We start from the raw sequence: 16,312 nt of genomic DNA, 5'->3' as shown, positions 1-16,312 counted from the left end.
TCGAGGACACGAAAGGCACCGCAGTGACCGTTGAGAAGAACACCCGCAAGCTGGACAAGGGAATTGTCCGGGATTTCAGTTCCCGGATGAGTTACGCGTCCTACCTCCAGTTGCCTACCCTGCTCAGCGCCCAGCATCCGGTCAGCAAGCCCGAGCACCATGACGAACTGCTGTTCATCATCCAGCACCAGACCACGGAACTGTGGCTGAAGCTGGTGCTGCACGAGCTCCGCAGCGCGGCAGCATGGCTCCGCGCCGACGATCTCGGCTCCGCGCTCAAGGGCATCGCCCGGGTCAAGCACATCCAAAAGACACTCACGGAACAATGGTCTGTGCTGGCCACGCTGACGCCCACGGAGTACTCCCAGTTCCGTGGTTTCCTGGGCAATTCCTCAGGCTTCCAGTCGAGCCAGTACCGCGCAGTCGAGTTTGTCCTGGGCAACAAGAACCGCAAAATGCTACCCGTGTTCGAATCCGACCCGGCCGCCCACGCCATGCTCGAAGAACTGCTGAATGCTCCCAGCATCTATGACGAGTTCCTGGCTTACCTTGCGCGTCAGGGCTATGACGTCCCGCAGAGCGTCCTGGCACGCGACGTCACCCGTGCCCATGAGTTCTGCCCGGAGCTGGTGCCGCTGTTCAAGCACATCTACGAAAATGCAGCCGATAACTGGGGAGCCTACGAAGCCTGCGAGGAACTGGTTGACCTCGAAGACAACTTCCAGCTGTGGCGGTTCCGGCACCTGCGCACGGTCCAACGCACCATCGGCATGAAATCGGGAACCGGCGGATCCAGCGGCGCCGCATTCCTGCAGAAGGCCCTGGAACTCACCTTTTTCCCGGAACTTTTCGCGGTACGGACGGAGATCGGCCAATGAGCAGGGCTACCGAGGCAACGACGGACAATCACGACGCCGCCGCCCTCCTGAAGCGGGCGGCGCACCTTGACGCCGTGGACCCGCTGGCCCGCTACCGGGACCTCTTCGTCGGCACCGACACGGACCTCTCCTACCTCGATGGAAACTCCCTGGGCCGTCCGCTGAAAAGGACCGTTGACGATATCAGTGCCTTCATCCGGCACGGCTGGGGCGGGCGCCTGATCCGCGGCTGGGATGAGGAATGGCTGGACCTGCCGCAGGCCATTGGCGACCAGCTGGGCCGGGCTGTCCTCGGCGCAGCCCCGGGGCAGACCATCATCGCTGACTCCACCACGGTGGTGCTTTACAAGCTGATCCGCGCGGCCCTGGCTGCCGTCGATGATCCTGCCCGCACAGAGATTGTCCTTGACACCGATAACTTCCCGACCGACCGCTACCTCGTTGAGGGAATCGCCCGTGAGGAAGGACTGACCCTCACCTGGATCAAGGCGGATCCCGCGACAGGGGTGACCCCTGAGCAGGTGCGCGACGCAACCGGACCGGGCACCGCCGTCGTACTCTTGAGCCACGTGGCCTACCGTTCGGGGTTCCTCGCGGATCTGCGCGCCATCACCGGGGTGGCGCACAGCGCGGGCGCACTGGTGGTCTGGGACCTGTGCCATTCGGCGGGGTCGGTGGAGATCGAGCTCGACGCCGCCGGCGTCGACTTCGCCGCCGGCTGCACGTACAAGTACCTCAACGGGGGACCGGGCTCGCCGGCTTTCGCCTATGTCAACGCACGCCACCTGCCCGGCCTTCAACAGCCGATCTGGGGCTGGATGGGGCGCAAGGACGCCTTCGAGATGGCAGCGGGCTACGAGCCGGCGGCCGGCATCCGCGGTTTCCTCAGCGGGACGCCGGCCGTCTTCGGAATGCTGGCCATGCGCGGGACCCTGGACCTCATCGAGGAAACGGGTATGGCAGCCATCCGGCAAAAATCCCTGGCGCTGACCGCCTACGCCGTGGAGCTTTTCGAAGCGTGGCTCGAACCTCTGGGTGTGGCGTTGGCCTCGCCCCGTGAACCGGGGCTTCGGGGGAGCCACATCACCCTGGACCATCCGGCCTTCCGGACCGTGACCGCGGCGCTGTGGGAACAGGACGTTATTCCGGACTTCCGGGCCCCGCAGGGAATCCGGATCGGGTTGTCGCCGCTGAGCACCGGCTTCGCGGAGGTGCACCGGGGAATGGCCGCAATCCACGACCTCCTGCAGCGGTAAACGCCCACCTGCGGCGCTAACTGCCCGCCGGCGGCGGCGACGCTCGTGTGCGGCGGGGTGGCTGTTTCGACAAGTCTGCGGCGGTGCCGGTAAACTGAACGATGGATCCGGCTGCAGTCCGTGGCGGCTGGTTCCTGCCATGCATGGAAAGTTCCTGGAATCCAGGGGATTCCGGCGCAGGGCAGACCCGGCAGTGAGTTACTGATTCGGGCCTCACGGCACATCTCTAGGAGTTATTGTGGCACTTGACGCCGCTGTAAAGCAGTCCATCATCAAGGATTTCGCAACGTCTGAGGGCGACACCGGTTCGCCGGAGGTCCAGGTTGCAGTCCTGACCCAGCGGATCAAGGATCTGACTGAGCACATGAAGGAGCACAAGCACGATTACCACACCCAGCGCGGTCTGCTGGCTATGGTTGGTCGTCGCAAGCGCATGCTCACCTACCTCAAGAACACTGACATCGCCCGCTACCGTGCGCTCATCGAGCGTCTCGGCCTGCGCCGCTAGTCAGGCTTAAGGGGCGGCCCTTTCCCATGTGGATCGGGCCGCCTTCTTCAGAAGAAAACTAAACAGGAGGATCAACCGCATCACGCATTCGCGGTCCTCGGTAGTGATCCCCGGGAACGGCTTCCACGATGGAAGCCCCGGCCCGTGGGTCTCGATCGATGACCGGGTGCAGTGCAGGCCAGTAGACAGATGCTGGCCTGGGTTGATGCGGCTGGGCTCCGTTAATCATGAAACGGAGGTGACTCTCTTGGAGGGTCCCGAAATCCAGTTCTCAGAAGCAGTCATTGACAATGGCCGCTTTGGCAAGCGTGTAATCCGCTTTGAAACCGGCCGCCTTGCCAAGCAGGCAGCCGGCGCAGCCATGGTGTACATCGACGAAGACACCGCGCTGCTGTCCGCCACCACCGCAGGCAAGCACCCGCGCGAAGGCTTCGACTTCTTCCCGCTGACGGTTGACGTTGAAGAGCGCATGTACGCCGCCGGCCGCATCCCGGGCTCGTTCTTCCGCCGTGAAGGCCGCCCGTCCACCGAAGCCATCCTGGCTTGCCGCCTTATGGACCGCCCGCTGCGTCCGGCCTTCGTCAAGGGCCTGCGCAACGAGGTCCAGATCGTGGTGACCGTCCTGGCCATCAACCCCGACGAGCTCTACGACGTGGTGGCCATCAACGCCTCCTCCATGTCCACCCAGCTCTCCGGCCTCCCGTTCTCCGGCCCGATCGGCGGCGTCCGCGTTGCCCTCGTTGCCGACGAAAACGGCTCGCAGTGGGTTGCTTTCCCGAAGCACTCCCAGCTTGAGAACTCCGTGTTCAACATGGTCGTAGCCGGCCGCACTGTGTCCGGTCCGGACGGTGACGACGTCGCCATCATGATGGTTGAAGCCGAAGCGACCGACAACTCCTGGAACCTCATCAAGGAACAGGGCGCTACTGCCCCCACCGAAGAGGTTGTTTCCGAGGGCCTCGAGGCCGCCAAGCCGTTCATCAAGGCACTGTGCGACGCCCAGTCTGACCTGGCTGCACGCGCTGCCAAGCCCACCGTTGAGTTCCCGGTCTTCCTGGACTACCAGGACGACGTCTACGCTGCTGTTGAGGCCGCCGCCGCTGAGAAGCTCGCAGCCGTCTTCCAGATCGCTGACAAGCAGGAACGCGACGTTGCTACCGACGCGCTGAAGGACGAAACCACCGCTGCCCTGGCCGGCCAGTTCGAAGGCCGCGACAAGGAGCTGTCCGCAGCATTCCGCTCGGTCACCAAGCAGGTTGTGCGCCAGCGCATCCTCAAGGACCAGATCCGCATCGACGGCCGTGGCCTGACGGACATCCGCCAGCTCACCGCCGAGGTTGAGGTTCTGCCCCGCGTACACGGTTCGGCCATCTTCGAGCGCGGCGAAACCCAGATCATGGGCGTCACCACGCTGAACATGCTCAAGATGGAACAGCAGATCGACTCGCTGTCACCCGTTACGCGCAAACGCTACATGCACAACTACAACTTCCCGCCGTACTCCACCGGTGAGACCGGCCGCGTCGGGTCGCCCAAGCGCCGCGAAATCGGCCACGGTGCCCTGGCAGAGCGCGCGCTCGTGCCCGTACTGCCGTCCCGCGAGGAATTCCCGTACGCCATCCGCCAGGTGTCTGAGGCACTCAGCTCCAACGGTTCGACGTCGATGGGTTCCGTCTGCGCCTCCACGCTCTCCATGCTCAACGCTGGCGTGCCGCTGAAGGCAGCCGTTGCAGGTATCGCCATGGGCCTGGTCTCCGACCAGGTCGACGGCCAGACCCGCTACGCAGCCCTGACGGACATCCTGGGCGCCGAAGATGCTTTCGGCGACATGGACTTCAAGGTTGCCGGTACCTCCGAGTTCGTCACGGCCATCCAGCTGGACACCAAGCTCGACGGCATCCCCGCATCCGTGCTGGCAGCAGCACTGAAGCAGGCCCGCGAAGCCCGCCTGCACATCCTGGACGTCATCAACTCCGCGATCGACACCCCGGACGAGCTCTCCGAGTTCGCGCCGCGCGTCATCGCGGTCAAGATCCCCGTTGACAAGATCGGCGAGGTCATTGGGCCCAAGGGCAAGATGATCAACCAGATCCAGGAAGACACCGGCGCTGACATCTCCATCGAAGATGACGGCACGGTCTACATTGGCGCCACCAACGGTCCGTCTGCAGACGCAGCACGTTCCGCCATCAACGCCATTGCCAACCCGCAGGTTCCGGAAATCGGCGAGCGTTACCTGGGTACGGTCGTCAAGACCACCACCTTCGGTGCCTTCATTTCCCTGACCCCGGGCAAGGACGGCCTGCTGCACATCTCTGAGCTGCGCAAGCTGGCCAACGGCAAGCGCGTGGACAACGTTGATGACGTTGTATCCGTCGGTCAGAAGATCCAGGTGGAAATCACCAAGATTGATGACCGCGGCAAGCTGTCGCTGTCCCCCGTAGTGGCTGAAGAGGAAGGCGCTGGCGACAGCGTTGACGCTTCCGCCGCGGAGGGCGCTGCAGACTCCGAGTAGTACACTCACGCGGAGTAGCATCTTCCCGCACACAGCATGAATCGGCGGGGCCGGTGGATGATCCACCGGCCCCGCCGCTGTTACGATGGCAGCCAGATCCGGCTGCCGCTCCCGAAAGGCTTCAATTGACTGTTGTACCCCTGCCGCTTGAGCAGAACCAGCCCGGCGACACCCTGGTCCACGGCTCCGACGGCGGCTCCGTTGTCCGGCGATCAGTGCTGCCCGGCGGCGTGCGGGTATTGACCGAGGCGATGCCGGGCCAGCGCTCGGCAACCATCGGGTTCTGGGTAGGGGTGGGCTCACGCGACGAAGCCCCTGGCCAGCACGGCTCTACGCACTTCCTGGAGCACCTCCTGTTCAAGGGCACCAAACGCCGAACTGCGCTCGAAATCGCCTCCGCCTTCGACGAGGTGGGCGGAGAATCCAACGCCGCCACGGCCAAGGAAAGCACCTGCTACTTCGCGCGCGTCCTGGACACCGATCTGCCCATGGCCATCGATGTCATTGCGGACATGATCACCGGTGCGGTTCTGGACCCTGCCGAAATGGAGCAGGAACGCGACGTTATCCTGGAAGAAATCGCCATGGACAGCGATGACCCGACCGACGTCGCGCATGAAAACTTTGTTGCAGCGGTACTTGGTACGCACCCCTTGGGCCGGCCCATCGGCGGCACCCCGGCCGCCATCCGCGCCGTTGCCCGGGACTCCGTCTGGGAGCACTACCGCCGTTACTACCGCCCGGACGAGCTGGTCATCACCGCCGCCGGCGGTCTGGAGCACGACGTCGTCTGCAACCTTGTGGTGGACGCGCTCCACACTGCAGGGTGGTCGCTTGAGCCCTCCGCAGCGCCCGTGGAGCGGCGCTCCACCGAGCGGGCCGACATTACCGGCAATGCCGGACTGCACGTGGTCAAGCGTGCGGTGGAGCAGGCCAACATCATCATGGGCTGTCCCACCATCGTGGCCACGGATGACCGCCGTTACGTCATGAGTGTGCTCAATGCAGTCCTCGGTGGAGGGATGTCGTCGCGGCTGTTCCAGGAGATCCGCGAAAAGCGGGGCCTGGTGTACTCCACCTACTCCTTCGCCTCGTCCTACGCCGACGCCGGCTACTTCGGCATGTACGCCGGGTGCACACCGTCAAAGGTGCGCCAGGTGCTTGACCTGTTGGGGCTGGAGCTGGACAAGCTCGCCGAAGGCGGGATCTCCGACGACGAGCTCCGCAAGGCTGTGGGCCAGCTCTGCGGCGGCATCGTTCTGGCGCTTGAGGACACGGGTTCCCGGATGTCCCGGCTGGGCCGCGCCGAGCTTGTCTCCGGCGAGTACCAGGACATCGACGAGACGCTCCGGCTGATCAAATCCGTCACGGCCCGGGAAGTCCAGGACCTCGCAAAGGAGCTCGCCGCCGCGCCGCGGACTGTCACCGTGGTGGGCCCCTTCGACGAATCTGAGACGTTTGGCCTCTAACGCCGGCCGACAAGTCTTTCTCTGCCGGGGAGATCGCTGCATTCTCTGTCGGGGAGCGCGCTGTCCGGCGATAATGTAGCCATGAACCCTCCGCTGCCGGGCACTGTGCACGCCGTGCTGGAAGACTTCCTGGGGCATTGGCAGGGAACCACGCGTCTTGCCGCATCGGCGTGGGCCCCGGAACGCTTAGCCTCGGCCGAAATCAGCTTTACCCGTGCCGCGGGAGGATTCGCCGTAGTGCAAAGCTACCGGCACACTGAGGCCAACGGCAGTCACTTTGAAGGCCACGGTGTGTTCACTGTCGATCCCGACCATAACGACATCCTCTGGTATTACGTCGACAGCATGGGCCAGCCGCCCGGAGCTCCCGTCCGCTGCACGTGGGTGGACGGTGTGCTGCGCGTGGAGCGCCACAGCGACCGGGGGACTGCCCGCCACACCTTTCGTGTCGACGACGGCATCCTGACCCACATCGCAGAGCTGCGGCTCGGCGACGGGCAGAGCTTTGTCCCGTTCATGTCCTCCGCGTGCCGCCGCGCGTGAGCACTGCGTTTTGCACACTGCCTGGGAGCTCCGTGGGCCGCCGAACTCAGCCTGCGTAGGCCCGACCCGGGGAAATGAACCGTCATATACGTGATCCATCAGGTACTAGTGGACGATGGATGGACGGACGCGCATCATCCGCCTCACTGTCATTGATCGCGCCACTCTCTTCAATTGCCTTACGGCCAGTGGTTGCCTTGCTGCCCGTGATGGCCTCAATGCCTGCAATGCCGTTGCTACTGAGGCCGTATGGCCAGTGGGGTGGTTCCGGGTCGGGTTGTTCGCTTTGGTAGTGGCGGCCGGTGGGTGAGATCCAGCCGGGCGGCTCGTCCTTGGTGGCTTCGGTGGGTTGCCAGGGTGTGGTGTGTTTGAGCTTGTGATGTTTGGGGCAGAGTTGGGTCAGGTTTGAGATCCCGGTGGTCCCGCCGTGGGCCCAGGCGTTCAGGTGGTCTGCTTCGTTGTCCAGGGATGGGTTGGAGCAGCCGGGGAACTGGCATTTTCCGTCCCGGAGCCGGAGCCATTGACGCAGTGCCTTGGGGATCCGGTAGCTCTCCCGCCCGATCTCCAACGGTGCCCCGTCCCGGGGATCGGTCAGGACCCGGCGGAACGACTCGGCACCATTAGCGACGAGGGCGCGGGCCATGGACTGCGGGATCGGTCCGTACCCGTCGAGGATGGCCGGTTCATCGGTCAGACCCAGCAGCGCGAACACCGGAACCGTCACCAGGACCTGGGCTGTCGGTGACGGGATCCTCCCGGCAGCCCCGTTCTGAGTGCTGTCCAGAGTGCCGTCCAGGGTGCCGCCCTGAGTGGCGTGCTGGGTGCTGTGCAGTGTGCCGCCGAGCAGCCACGCCGCGACGTTATCCGCCCGGAGCTGGGTGAGTGTCCTTGCCTCGGTTGGGCTTTGGAGGGCCCGGGCGGCGGTGGTGGCCCGGTTCCAGATCCCGGCTGCCTGGTCGGCGGGCAGGTAGGCCGAGAGCCAGGCCATCCCGTCCCGGTCCGGACAGAATTCGACCCGACGGTCCAAGGCGCTCCGGGTGTGGCGTTGTTCGATGCTGACCGGGTGATGCCGCTCCCGCCACGTCCGGGCTTTGGCCCGGAACCGGCCCGGGACCATCCCGCCGGCCGCGCCGCGGGCCGGGTTCGGCGCGTCCGGGTCCAGGAAATGCGCCTCCAACGCCGCTGCCCCGTCCTGGTCCAGGTTGGTTGTTTCGTCGACCATGATCCGGGCATGCTGCCACGATAAGGTCCCGGCCTGAAGGGCCGCCAACGTGAGCGGCAGGGCTGTGGTGAGGCGGTGGGCCTCGCCCAGCAGCCCGCCGGCCGTGCGTTCGCTGACGGTCAGGGCGCAGGCGACTTCAGCCACGATACTCATGTCCTGGGCGGTGTGGTCTTCCGGCGACACCGCCGGTCCCGCAATGGCCCGGACGGTGGAGGCGAAATCCGCCGCCGCATAAACCTTCAGGGCAGCGATCATCGCTTCCGCCCGGGCGACCGTAGCCAGCGCGTTCAGGCACTCGTCCGCCCGGCGCCGCAACGGATCAGCGTCAGGATCAAGGCCAGAGCCAAGGCCAGGACTAAGACCAGAGCCGGAACTAGGATCACGATCAGCGTCAGGACCAGGTCCGGAATCGGGCGCAGGGTCACACGTACCAATAGATCCGTCCCCGCCGCGGAGCCGCACGGCAAGCTCAGCGAAAGTCCTCGCCAGGTCCTCCGCCGTCTCCGAAGCCGCTGTGCCATCCATCTGTCAAGCTTCCCAGCACGCGTTACAACCACGCGCCAAGCAAACCGCCTATGTGCATAACTTCCGGTGAATCACGTCGCCAGGAACTACAACGCGCCTACCCGCCAGCGAAAGGCGGTAGCACATCCACAACATCGCCTGGATTTAACACAGCAGTGCGGTCGCGAACAGCCACTTCGTTGAGCAGGTAACTGCTCCGGGACAGGATCCGCTGCAAGGGGGGAGTACCGGCAGGCGGCTCGGCGCGTTCCACGGCGAGAACTGCCTCCAGAAGGTCGGCCACGGTCGCCCCCGGGGGAAGGTCGAAGCCTTCCTCTTCCACCCCGGCGGCGGCGCGTGCGGCAGCGAAGTAACGTACGTTCAAGAAATTCAGCCTCCGATGGCGCTCATGCTGCGGTCCGGCTGGACAAAGTCCGCGGCGCCGAGACCGGTGTGGTCCATTCCATGTGCCTTGGGCTTGACCCACATGGCATCCTGCCAGCGTTCGGCCAGTGCCTCATCGCTGGCGCCCCCGCGAAGAAGGCCCAGCAAATCAAACTCCTCGCGCGAGAACAGGCAGCTCATGATCTTGCCCTCCGCAGTGATCCGCGTGCGTCGGCAATCGGCGCAGAACGGCTCAGTGACGGACGCGATGATCCCCACGGTGCCCAGCACCGGCCCCTCGGCGCTCAGCCGCTCCGTATCAGAACCGGCCGTTCCCACTGCCTCAGCCACCCGGCGTCGTACTTCAAAGCGTTCTGCCGGGGCGCCGTCGCGGGCACGCGGGTCCGGGCTGAGGACGTAGTCCACAGAAAGCAACGAACGAATCTCGGCAGCCGTAATCATGTTCCGGCGGGTCCAGCCGTGGTCGGCATCCAGGGGCATCTGCTCGATGAACCGCAGTTCGTAGCCGCGGTCCAGGGCCCAGGCGAGCAGGGAGGGCGACTCGGCGTCGTTGATGCCGCGCATCAGGACGGCGTTGAGCTTCACTGGCCCCAGACCTGCGGCCCACGCCGCGTCCACGCCGGCCAGCACACGGTCCAGGAACGGGCGGCGGGTGAGCTTGGTGAAGGTCTCCTCGTGCAGCGAATCGAGGGAAACGTTGATGCGCGTCAGGCCCGCAGCCTTGAGCGCGGCGGCCTTTTTATCCAAACCAACACCGTTGGTGGTCATGGAGATGGGGAGCTCCGGATGGTTGCTGCGGAGGGCGGCAATGATGTCCACCAGGTCTGCCCGCACCAGGGGCTCCCCGCCGGTCAGGCGCAGTTCACGCACCCCCAGGTGATCCACCCCGATGCGGACAATCCGCACGATTTCCTCGGCGCTCATCACTGCCTGCTTGGCCAGCCACTCAAGCCCCTCGGCAGGCATGCAGTAGGTACAGCGCAGGTTGCACTTGTCCGTCAGGGAGAGCCGCATGTCGGTGGCCCTGCGGCCGTACTGATCAAGGAGTCCCGCCGGCGTGCCGGCTGGCCGGGCAGGAGGCAGGGCCGGACGTGCGTCGTCCCGGGGTTGCGGCATGCCTAGCTGAACACTCATGAATTCAGGCTACGCCACCCGGGGCCCCTCATCACGTCCGCGTCGCCCGGCACCGGACCCAAGTCCCCGCAAACGCTGCCGACAAGCGGCAAACCGCGGTGCCGCCCGGCCGCCGCGAACCTATGCTGGAGGAGTGAACAGGTCCCAGCCCCGGCCGGAAACAGCCGACGACGGCGCGAGCCCGGAAATGCGCGATGGTCGCCATGCCGCGCAAGGCAGCCGCCGCTGGGCTGCGGCGTCAGGCGCGGTTTCCGCAGTGGCCGCGGTGGTGACCGGCGAGTTGCTCGCGGGACTGCTGAGCCCGTCCCTGTCGCCACTGACAGCTGTAGGCGGGGTGGTGATCGACGGTCTGCCTCCGGGGGTGAAGGACTGGGCGGTGGCCCTGTTCGGCACGGCGGACAAAGCGGTATTTGTGGCGGCGATGCTGCTGGTGGTGGCAGCAGCGGGTGCAGTCGCCGGGATCCTGGAGCAGCGCAGGCGGTACGCCGGAACCGCCATCGTGGCTGCTTTTGGACTCGCGGGGCTCGTCGCCGTTCTTACCCGCGAGCAGCTGACACCCGGGGCTGTGCCGGTTCCCCTGCTCGCGGCCCTGGCCGGCGCACTCTTGCTGAGGTATTTGCTCCGCAGGCTCCGGGAAGACTCTGATGCGGTCCACCCGGCCCCAAAGGGAACACAAGATCCCGGCCGGCGCACCTTCCTGCAGGCCCTCGCAGCGGGCGCCGGCGTGACGGCCGTGGCCGGAGTTGTTGCGGGTATCTGGCGGGGTGCGGCTTCCGGCATCAGCACTGCCCGCGAAAGACTGCAGCTTCCCGCCCCGGCATCGAAGGCGCCCGCGATTCCGGCCGGCGCAGGGGTGACTCTGGACGGAATGCAGCCGCTGGTCACGCCGAACAGGGACTTCTACCGGATTGACACAGCACTGATCGTTCCGGTCATCGACCCCGAAACGTGGTCGCTGCGGGTGACCGGGATGGTGGACCGGGAGATCGACCTGAGCCTGGCCGACCTGCTGGCCAAACCACTGATCGAACGGCACGTGACCATCGCCTGTGTCTCCAACGAAGTGGGCGGCGACCTCATCGGCAATGCCCGCTGGCTCGGCTGGCGTGTGCGGGAACTGCTCGCTCTGGCGGGCCCCCAAGCCGGCGCCGACATGGTCCTTTCCCGCAGCTCAGACGGCTGGACCGCCGGCACGCCGCTGGACGTTCTGACCGACGAAAGGGATGCCATATTGGCGGTGGGGATGAACGGCGAACCGCTGCCTCTGGAACATGGCTTCCCGGTGCGGATGATCGTACCCGGCCTCTACGGCTACGTGTCCGCGACCAAATGGCTGACGGAACTGCGGGTCACCAGATTCGCCGACGACGAAGGCTACTGGACACCGCGCGGCTGGTCCGAACGCGGCCCCATTAAGACGGCCTCCAGGATTGATGTGCCCCGCACCGGCAGGCGTGTGAGCGCCGGCACCGTGATGTTCGGCGGGGTGGCATGGTCGCAGCACACCGGCATTGGGTCGGTCGAACTGCGCGTCAACCGGGGTCCGTGGCAGCAGGCTGACCTCGCCCCGGGGATCTCTCCTGACACGTGGTACCAGTGGCAGCTGGGCATGGACCTGACGCCTGGCCAGTATGAGGTGCAGGTCCGCGCCACAGACCTCAGTGGCAAACCGCAGGCTGAGGAACGCCGTCCCGTTGCGCCGGACGGAGCCACCGGCTTCCACACCATTAGAGTTGACGTGAATCCATGACGGCGCCCACCGAAGGCAGGACCATGCACAGCTCTCCGCACGAGCACGGCGGTGCCCCGCACCGGTCACGGTCCGTTGCCAGTCACCGGGCCGCCGTCGCCGGACTGCTGGCACCGCTGCTCACCGAAGCCAGGGCGGAATCCGTTGCGCTGCGGGACGCACTGGGCAAGGGCCTGGTCAATGATATTGCTGCGCCCCTGAGCCTTCCGCCGTTCGCCAACTCCCAGATGGACGGCTTCGCCATCAACAGTGCGGACGTGCCCGACGGCGGTGCGGAGCTCAGGGTGGTTGATCCGGTCCCGGCAGGTGCCACCCCCGCGGCGCTTGGACGCGGCGATGCTGCCCCCATCATGACAGGAGCGATGATCCCTGCCGGTGCTGACGCCGTCGTGCCCGTCGAACGTGCCGTCCCGGACCGGTTCCCCGTCCCCGGTGTGGCAAGTACTGTGTGGTTGCCCGCGACGGCGCCGGGCACCTTCGTACGCTCTGCCGGCAGCGACGTTGCGGCGGGGGAGCGGGCGCTGGCTGCGGGAACCTTCCTGGGCCCGGCGCAGCTGGGGTTGCTCGCTGCCTTGGGCATCGGTGACGTGACCGTTCGCCGGCCGCTGACTGTCCTCCTGGCCACCACTGGCGACGAAGTGGTTGAACCGGGCCAGCCGCTGCCGGCCGGAAAAATCTACGACTCCAACGGAACACTCCTCGAAAGTGCCATGCGCCAGGCGGGCCTGAGCGTGGTGCGCACGGCCATCGCCTCGGACCGTCCCGACGAACTCCGGGCACTGCTGCGAAGCCATGCCGGCACCGTGGACCTGATCGTCACCACGGGCGGGGTCAGCAAGGGAGCCTATGAAGTTGTCCGCCAGGCCATGGACGGCGAGGCCACCGAGTTCGTCCACGTGGCGATGCAGCCGGGCGGCCCGCAGGGGATCGGGACGTTCGACGGCGTGCCGTTCCTCGGTTTCCCGGGGAACCCGGTGAGCTGCCTGGTGTCCTTCGAAATGTTCCTGCGGCCGGTGCTGTCCGAACTCTTCGGCTCGCCCGCTCCCCGGACCGCACTGCCGGCCCGGCTGGCCCACAGCCTCACCTCGCCCGAACACAAACACCAGGTCCGCCGCGGGACCTTCCAGGCTGACGGCAGCGTGCGCCTCGAAGGGGGCGACAGCTCCCACCTCATGCATGCGCTCGCCGGCTCCAACGCCCTGGTGCATGTGCCGGCCGGGGTCTCGGCGCTCGCCGAGGGCGATGAGGTGGAAGTATGGATGCTGTGAATCCAGAACAGACCCCGCCGGCGCTGACCCACCTTCGCCAGGACGGCAGCGCCCAAATGGTGGACGTGTCAAACAAAGCCGAAACCACCCGGGAGGCCACAGCCACTGCCACCGTCCGGACAACCCGTGAAGTGATGGGCCTGCTGGGCACCGGCGGGCTGCCCAAGGGTGATGCCCTGGCCGTGGCCCGCGTCGCCGGGATCATGGCCGCCAAAAAGACCCCGGAGCTCATCCCGCTGTGCCATCCGCTGCCACTATCGAAGGTGACCGTGGATTTCCAGCTGGCGGCCGATTCCGTGGACATCGTGGCCACGGTCAAGACCCGTGGGGTCACCGGTGTGGAGATGGAAGCGCTGACAGCTGCATCGGTGGCTGCCCTGAGCGTTTACGACATGATCAAGGCAGTGGACAAGCACGCCGTGCTGACAGATATCAAAGTGCTGGCCAAAAGCGGCGGCAAGAGCGGGGACTGGACACTATGAGCACTGACAGTACGTTCCTGCCCGAGCCGCATGCGCCTGGGCCGCATGCGTCTGAGCCTCATGCGTCTGAGCCGCACACCCGCGAGCAACACACGCACGGTGAGGTACAGGGCCGGAAGGCCGGAATTGTCATCGCCTCAACGCGGGCCGCGGCCGGAATTTACGAGGACGAAACGGGCCCTGTCATCACGGACTGGCTCACCGAGCACGGCTTCGAGGCCTACCCGGCCATGGTGGTTCCCGACGGCGAGCCGGTGGGCGCCGCCATCCGTGCGCTCCTGACCCAGCACCCCGCCGTCGTCATCACCAGCGGCGGGACAGGACTCAGCCCGGATGACCGGACTCCCGATGTGACCTTGCCCCTGCTGGACCGGGAGATTCCCGGAATCATGGAAGCCATCAGGCGTGCCGGTGCGCTCAAAACGCCGCTCGCCGCGTTGAGCCGGGGCCATGCCGGAGCCGCCGGCCGGACATTCATTATCAACCTGCCCGGTTCGCCGAAAGGCGTCATGGACGGGCTTTCCGTCCTGGATCCCGTAATCGGGCACCTTTGCGACCAACTGGAGGGCCGGAATGGGCACTGAATCAGTTTTTGAAGTGGTCCACGCCGTCCTGAGCGCCGAGCCCATCGCTGTGGAACAGGCCATCGCCGCCGTCGAATCGGACACCGCCGGCGCCGTGGTGAGCTTCAGCGGGGTGGTGCGGAACCACGACGGCGGCAAGGCAGTCGAGCGTCTCAGCTACAGCGCGCACCCGACGGCCCACCAGGTCATGGCCGATGTCGTCGCACGCCTGGTTGCCGAGCATTCGGACGGGTCGCCCGGGGCGAAGCCGGTGCGGATCTGGGCCGCCCACCGCATCGGCCTGCTGGAGATTGGCGATCCCGCGCTGGTATGTGCGGTATCTGCAGCCCACCGTGGCCAGGCCTTTGCCGTATGTTCGGAACTTGTGGACCGGATCAAGGAGCAGGTTCCCATCTGGAAGGAACAGTTCTTCGCCGACGGCACAGTGGAATGGGTCGGCGCCGGCGGCTGAGCCGGACCGCGCCAACGCGAGGTAACGCACGTCCGCCGGTTCCGTCCGGCGCCGGGGCCGACGGTAGGGTTAACAGCATGACCGAACAACACTCCGCACCCAGCCGTGTGGCTGTCCTTGGCGCCAACGGGCGCATGGGCGCCGAGGCCGTCAAGGCCGTCGAAGCCGCCGCCGATATGACTCTTGTTGCCGCCCTGGGACGTGGGGATTCGCTGGATAAGCTGGCCGCCGCCGACGCCGAATTCGTGGTGGACCTTACCGTTCCCGAAAGCACCGAAGCGAACGTACGCTATGCGGTCGAGCACGGCATGCACGCCGTGGTGGGAACCACCGGGTGGGATTCAGACCGGCTCGCCGCCCTGGAAGCACTCCTCGCGCAGCACCCGGAAACCGGCGTGCTGATCGCCCCCAACTTCGCCCTCGGCTCCGTGCTTGCCTCCGCCTTCGCCGCCAAGGCTTCAAAGTACTTCGAGTCCGTGGAGATCATCGAACTTCATCACCCCGACAAAGTGGATGCGCCCTCCGGAACTGCCGTCCGCACCGCCCAGCTCATCTCGGCTGAGCGGGCAGCTGCACACGTCCCGGCCAGCCCTGACGCAACCACCAGTGAACTCGACGGCGCCCGGGGATGCGACGTGGACGGAGTCCGCGTCCACAGCGTCAGGCTTCGCGGGCTCGTTGCCCACCAGGAAGTCCTGCTCGGCGGGCCGGGGGAGCAGCTGACGCTTCGGCACGATTCCTTTGACCGCGCCTCGTTTATGCCCGGCGTTCTGCTGGGCATCCGAAACGTGGCGGCGAACCCGGGCCTGACGGTAGGCCTGGACGGCTACCTGGACCTGGGAGTCTAAGCCGTGGGCGGGTTGCTTGCTGCATTCACAAAAAACCGCACCAAAATCTGGGTAGGTGCCGTCACGCTCCTGCTGGTCTTCTATCTGGTGGTGTCCTTCCAGCGCTCCATCCTGCTGCTCACGGACAACAACCTGGCGGCCCAAGCCATCGGTGCCGCGTACCTGGTGCTGCCGGTTGTCGGTGCCTGGGCGCTGATCCGGGAACTGATGTTCGGGGCGCGTACTGAGAAGATGGCCCGGATTCTGGAGGCCGAAGGCGGCTTGCCCGTGGATAATCTGCCGCGCACGCCTGCCGGCCGGATCATCAGGGCGGCAGCCGACCAGGAGTTCGAGAAGTATAAGGCCGAGGCTGAAGCCGCCCCGGAGGACTGGCGCTCCTGGTTCCGCCTGAGCTGCGCCTACGACGCCGCCGGCGACCGTAAGCGCGCCCGCTCCTCGATGCGTGATGCAGGCCGCCTCTTCCGCGGCAACGTTCCTGCCGGCTGAGGGACGTAG

General features: G+C 66.0%; 16 protein-coding genes. 13 read left to right on the top strand and 3 right to left on the bottom strand.

From position 1 onward, the window contains the following. Nucleotides 1-23 precede the first annotated feature (23 nt). From kynA to GUV69_RS07530, 6 genes are all read left to right on the top strand, one after another. Entirely contained in the window at nt 24-878 is an 855-nt protein-coding gene (gene kynA / locus GUV69_RS07555) for a tryptophan 2,3-dioxygenase (RefSeq protein WP_164201126.1), read from the top strand. After that, entirely contained in the window at nt 875-2,134 is a 1,260-nt protein-coding gene (gene kynU / locus GUV69_RS07550) for a kynureninase (protein ID WP_164201124.1), read from the top strand. The genes kynA and kynU overlap by 4 nt, the downstream gene beginning before the upstream one ends. A 238-nt stretch (nt 2,135-2,372) precedes the next feature. Further along, entirely contained in the window at nt 2,373-2,642 is a 270-nt protein-coding gene (gene rpsO / locus GUV69_RS07545) for a 30S ribosomal protein S15 (protein WP_164201122.1), read from the top strand. A 247-nt stretch (nt 2,643-2,889) separates the two neighbouring features. Then, nucleotides 2,890-5,157 (top strand): polyribonucleotide nucleotidyltransferase, encoded by a 2,268-nt coding sequence (locus GUV69_RS07540; RefSeq protein ID WP_164206321.1) that lies wholly within the window; start codon nt 2,890-2,892, stop codon nt 5,155-5,157. Nucleotides 5,158-5,282: 125 nt separating this feature from the next. After that, the gene (locus GUV69_RS07535) at nt 5,283-6,626 is read left to right on the top strand and encodes a M16 family metallopeptidase (protein WP_164201120.1); all 1,344 of its coding nucleotides are present in this window, start codon (nt 5,283-5,285) and stop codon (nt 6,624-6,626) included. Between the two features lie 81 nt (nt 6,627-6,707). After that, the gene (locus tag GUV69_RS07530) at nt 6,708-7,169 is read left to right on the top strand and encodes a DUF1579 family protein (RefSeq protein WP_164201118.1); all 462 of its coding nucleotides are present in this window, start codon (nt 6,708-6,710) and stop codon (nt 7,167-7,169) included. 82 nt (nt 7,170-7,251) lie between these two features. Here GUV69_RS07530 and GUV69_RS07525 read toward each other — a convergent pair whose 3' ends face one another. The 3 genes from GUV69_RS07525 to moaA form a co-directional block, all read right to left on the bottom strand. Further along, nucleotides 7,252-8,916 (bottom strand): HNH endonuclease signature motif containing protein, encoded by a 1,665-nt coding sequence (locus GUV69_RS07525; protein WP_164201116.1) that lies wholly within the window; start codon nt 8,914-8,916, stop codon nt 7,252-7,254. 97 nt (nt 8,917-9,013) lie between these two features. Continuing rightward, complete coding sequence (locus GUV69_RS07520; RefSeq protein ID WP_164201114.1) at nt 9,014-9,280, bottom strand: MoaD/ThiS family protein; 267 nt, start codon at nt 9,278-9,280, stop codon at nt 9,014-9,016. A 5-nt stretch (nt 9,281-9,285) separates the two neighbouring features. Further along, nucleotides 9,286-10,434, bottom strand: a complete 1,149-nt coding sequence (moaA, locus tag GUV69_RS07515; RefSeq protein ID WP_208786608.1) for a GTP 3',8-cyclase MoaA — start codon at nt 10,432-10,434, stop codon at nt 9,286-9,288. 187 nt (nt 10,435-10,621) lie between these two features. Between moaA and GUV69_RS07510 the strand changes: the two genes are divergently transcribed. From GUV69_RS07510 to GUV69_RS07480, 7 genes are all read left to right on the top strand, one after another. Then, nucleotides 10,622-12,184 carry a molybdopterin-dependent oxidoreductase gene (locus tag GUV69_RS07510; RefSeq protein ID WP_164206317.1) on the top strand — a complete coding sequence of 521 codons (1,563 nt, stop codon included), beginning with the start codon at nt 10,622-10,624 and terminating at the stop codon, nt 12,182-12,184. Nucleotides 12,185-12,207: 23 nt separating this feature from the next. Beyond that, nucleotides 12,208-13,452: a molybdopterin molybdotransferase MoeA gene (locus GUV69_RS07505; RefSeq protein ID WP_164206315.1), complete on the top strand. Its 1,245-nt coding sequence runs from the start codon at nt 12,208-12,210 to the stop codon at nt 13,450-13,452. Beyond that, the gene (moaC, locus tag GUV69_RS07500; protein WP_164201112.1) at nt 13,440-13,934 is read left to right on the top strand and encodes a cyclic pyranopterin monophosphate synthase MoaC; all 495 of its coding nucleotides are present in this window, start codon (nt 13,440-13,442) and stop codon (nt 13,932-13,934) included. The genes GUV69_RS07505 and moaC overlap by 13 nt, the downstream gene beginning before the upstream one ends. Then, nucleotides 13,931-14,518, top strand: coding sequence for a MogA/MoaB family molybdenum cofactor biosynthesis protein (locus GUV69_RS07495; protein WP_244292649.1), 588 nt, complete (start codon nt 13,931-13,933; stop codon nt 14,516-14,518). Before moaC ends, GUV69_RS07495 begins: the two co-directional genes overlap by 4 nt. Next, nucleotides 14,508-14,969 carry a molybdenum cofactor biosynthesis protein MoaE gene (locus tag GUV69_RS07490; RefSeq protein WP_164201110.1) on the top strand — a complete coding sequence of 154 codons (462 nt, stop codon included), beginning with the start codon at nt 14,508-14,510 and terminating at the stop codon, nt 14,967-14,969. Before GUV69_RS07495 ends, GUV69_RS07490 begins: the two co-directional genes overlap by 11 nt. Before the next feature lie 77 nt (nt 14,970-15,046). Next, nucleotides 15,047-15,817: a 4-hydroxy-tetrahydrodipicolinate reductase gene (gene dapB, locus GUV69_RS07485; protein ID WP_164201108.1), complete on the top strand. Its 771-nt coding sequence runs from the start codon at nt 15,047-15,049 to the stop codon at nt 15,815-15,817. A gap of 3 nt (nt 15,818-15,820) precedes the next feature. Beyond that, entirely contained in the window at nt 15,821-16,303 is a 483-nt protein-coding gene (locus tag GUV69_RS07480; RefSeq protein WP_164201106.1) for a hypothetical protein, read from the top strand. Nucleotides 16,304-16,312 lie beyond the last annotated feature (9 nt).

The sequence above is a fragment of the [Micrococcus luteus] ATCC 49442 genome (assembly GCF_010367585.1).
Classification (GTDB): Bacteria; Actinomycetota; Actinomycetes; order Actinomycetales; family Micrococcaceae; genus Arthrobacter; species Arthrobacter luteus_A.
This window is presented reverse-complemented; position numbering and strand designations above follow the sequence as displayed.

Bases quoted from the DNA above. Each gene is read 5' to 3' on its own strand.
- GUV69_RS07525 (WP_164201116.1), bottom strand. From the start codon at position 8,916: ATGGATGGCACAGCGGCTTCGGAGACGGCGGAGGACCTGGCGAGGACT.
- GUV69_RS07490 (WP_164201110.1), top strand. From the start codon at position 14,508: ATGGGCACTGAATCAGTTTTTGAAGTGGTCCACGCCGTCCTGAGCGCC.
- moaC (WP_164201112.1), top strand. From the start codon at position 13,440: ATGGATGCTGTGAATCCAGAACAGACCCCGCCGGCGCTGACCCACCTT.
- dapB (WP_164201108.1), top strand. From the start codon at position 15,047: ATGACCGAACAACACTCCGCACCCAGCCGTGTGGCTGTCCTTGGCGCC.
- GUV69_RS07530 (WP_164201118.1), top strand. From the start codon at position 6,708: ATGAACCCTCCGCTGCCGGGCACTGTGCACGCCGTGCTGGAAGACTTC.
- GUV69_RS07510 (WP_164206317.1), top strand. From the start codon at position 10,622: ATGCGCGATGGTCGCCATGCCGCGCAAGGCAGCCGCCGCTGGGCTGCG.
- GUV69_RS07495 (WP_244292649.1), top strand. From the start codon at position 13,931: ATGAGCACTGACAGTACGTTCCTGCCCGAGCCGCATGCGCCTGGGCCG.
- kynU (WP_164201124.1), top strand. From the start codon at position 875: ATGAGCAGGGCTACCGAGGCAACGACGGACAATCACGACGCCGCCGCC.
- GUV69_RS07505 (WP_164206315.1), top strand. From the start codon at position 12,208: ATGCACAGCTCTCCGCACGAGCACGGCGGTGCCCCGCACCGGTCACGG.
- moaA (WP_208786608.1), bottom strand. From the start codon at position 10,434: ATGAGTGTTCAGCTAGGCATGCCGCAACCCCGGGACGACGCACGTCCG.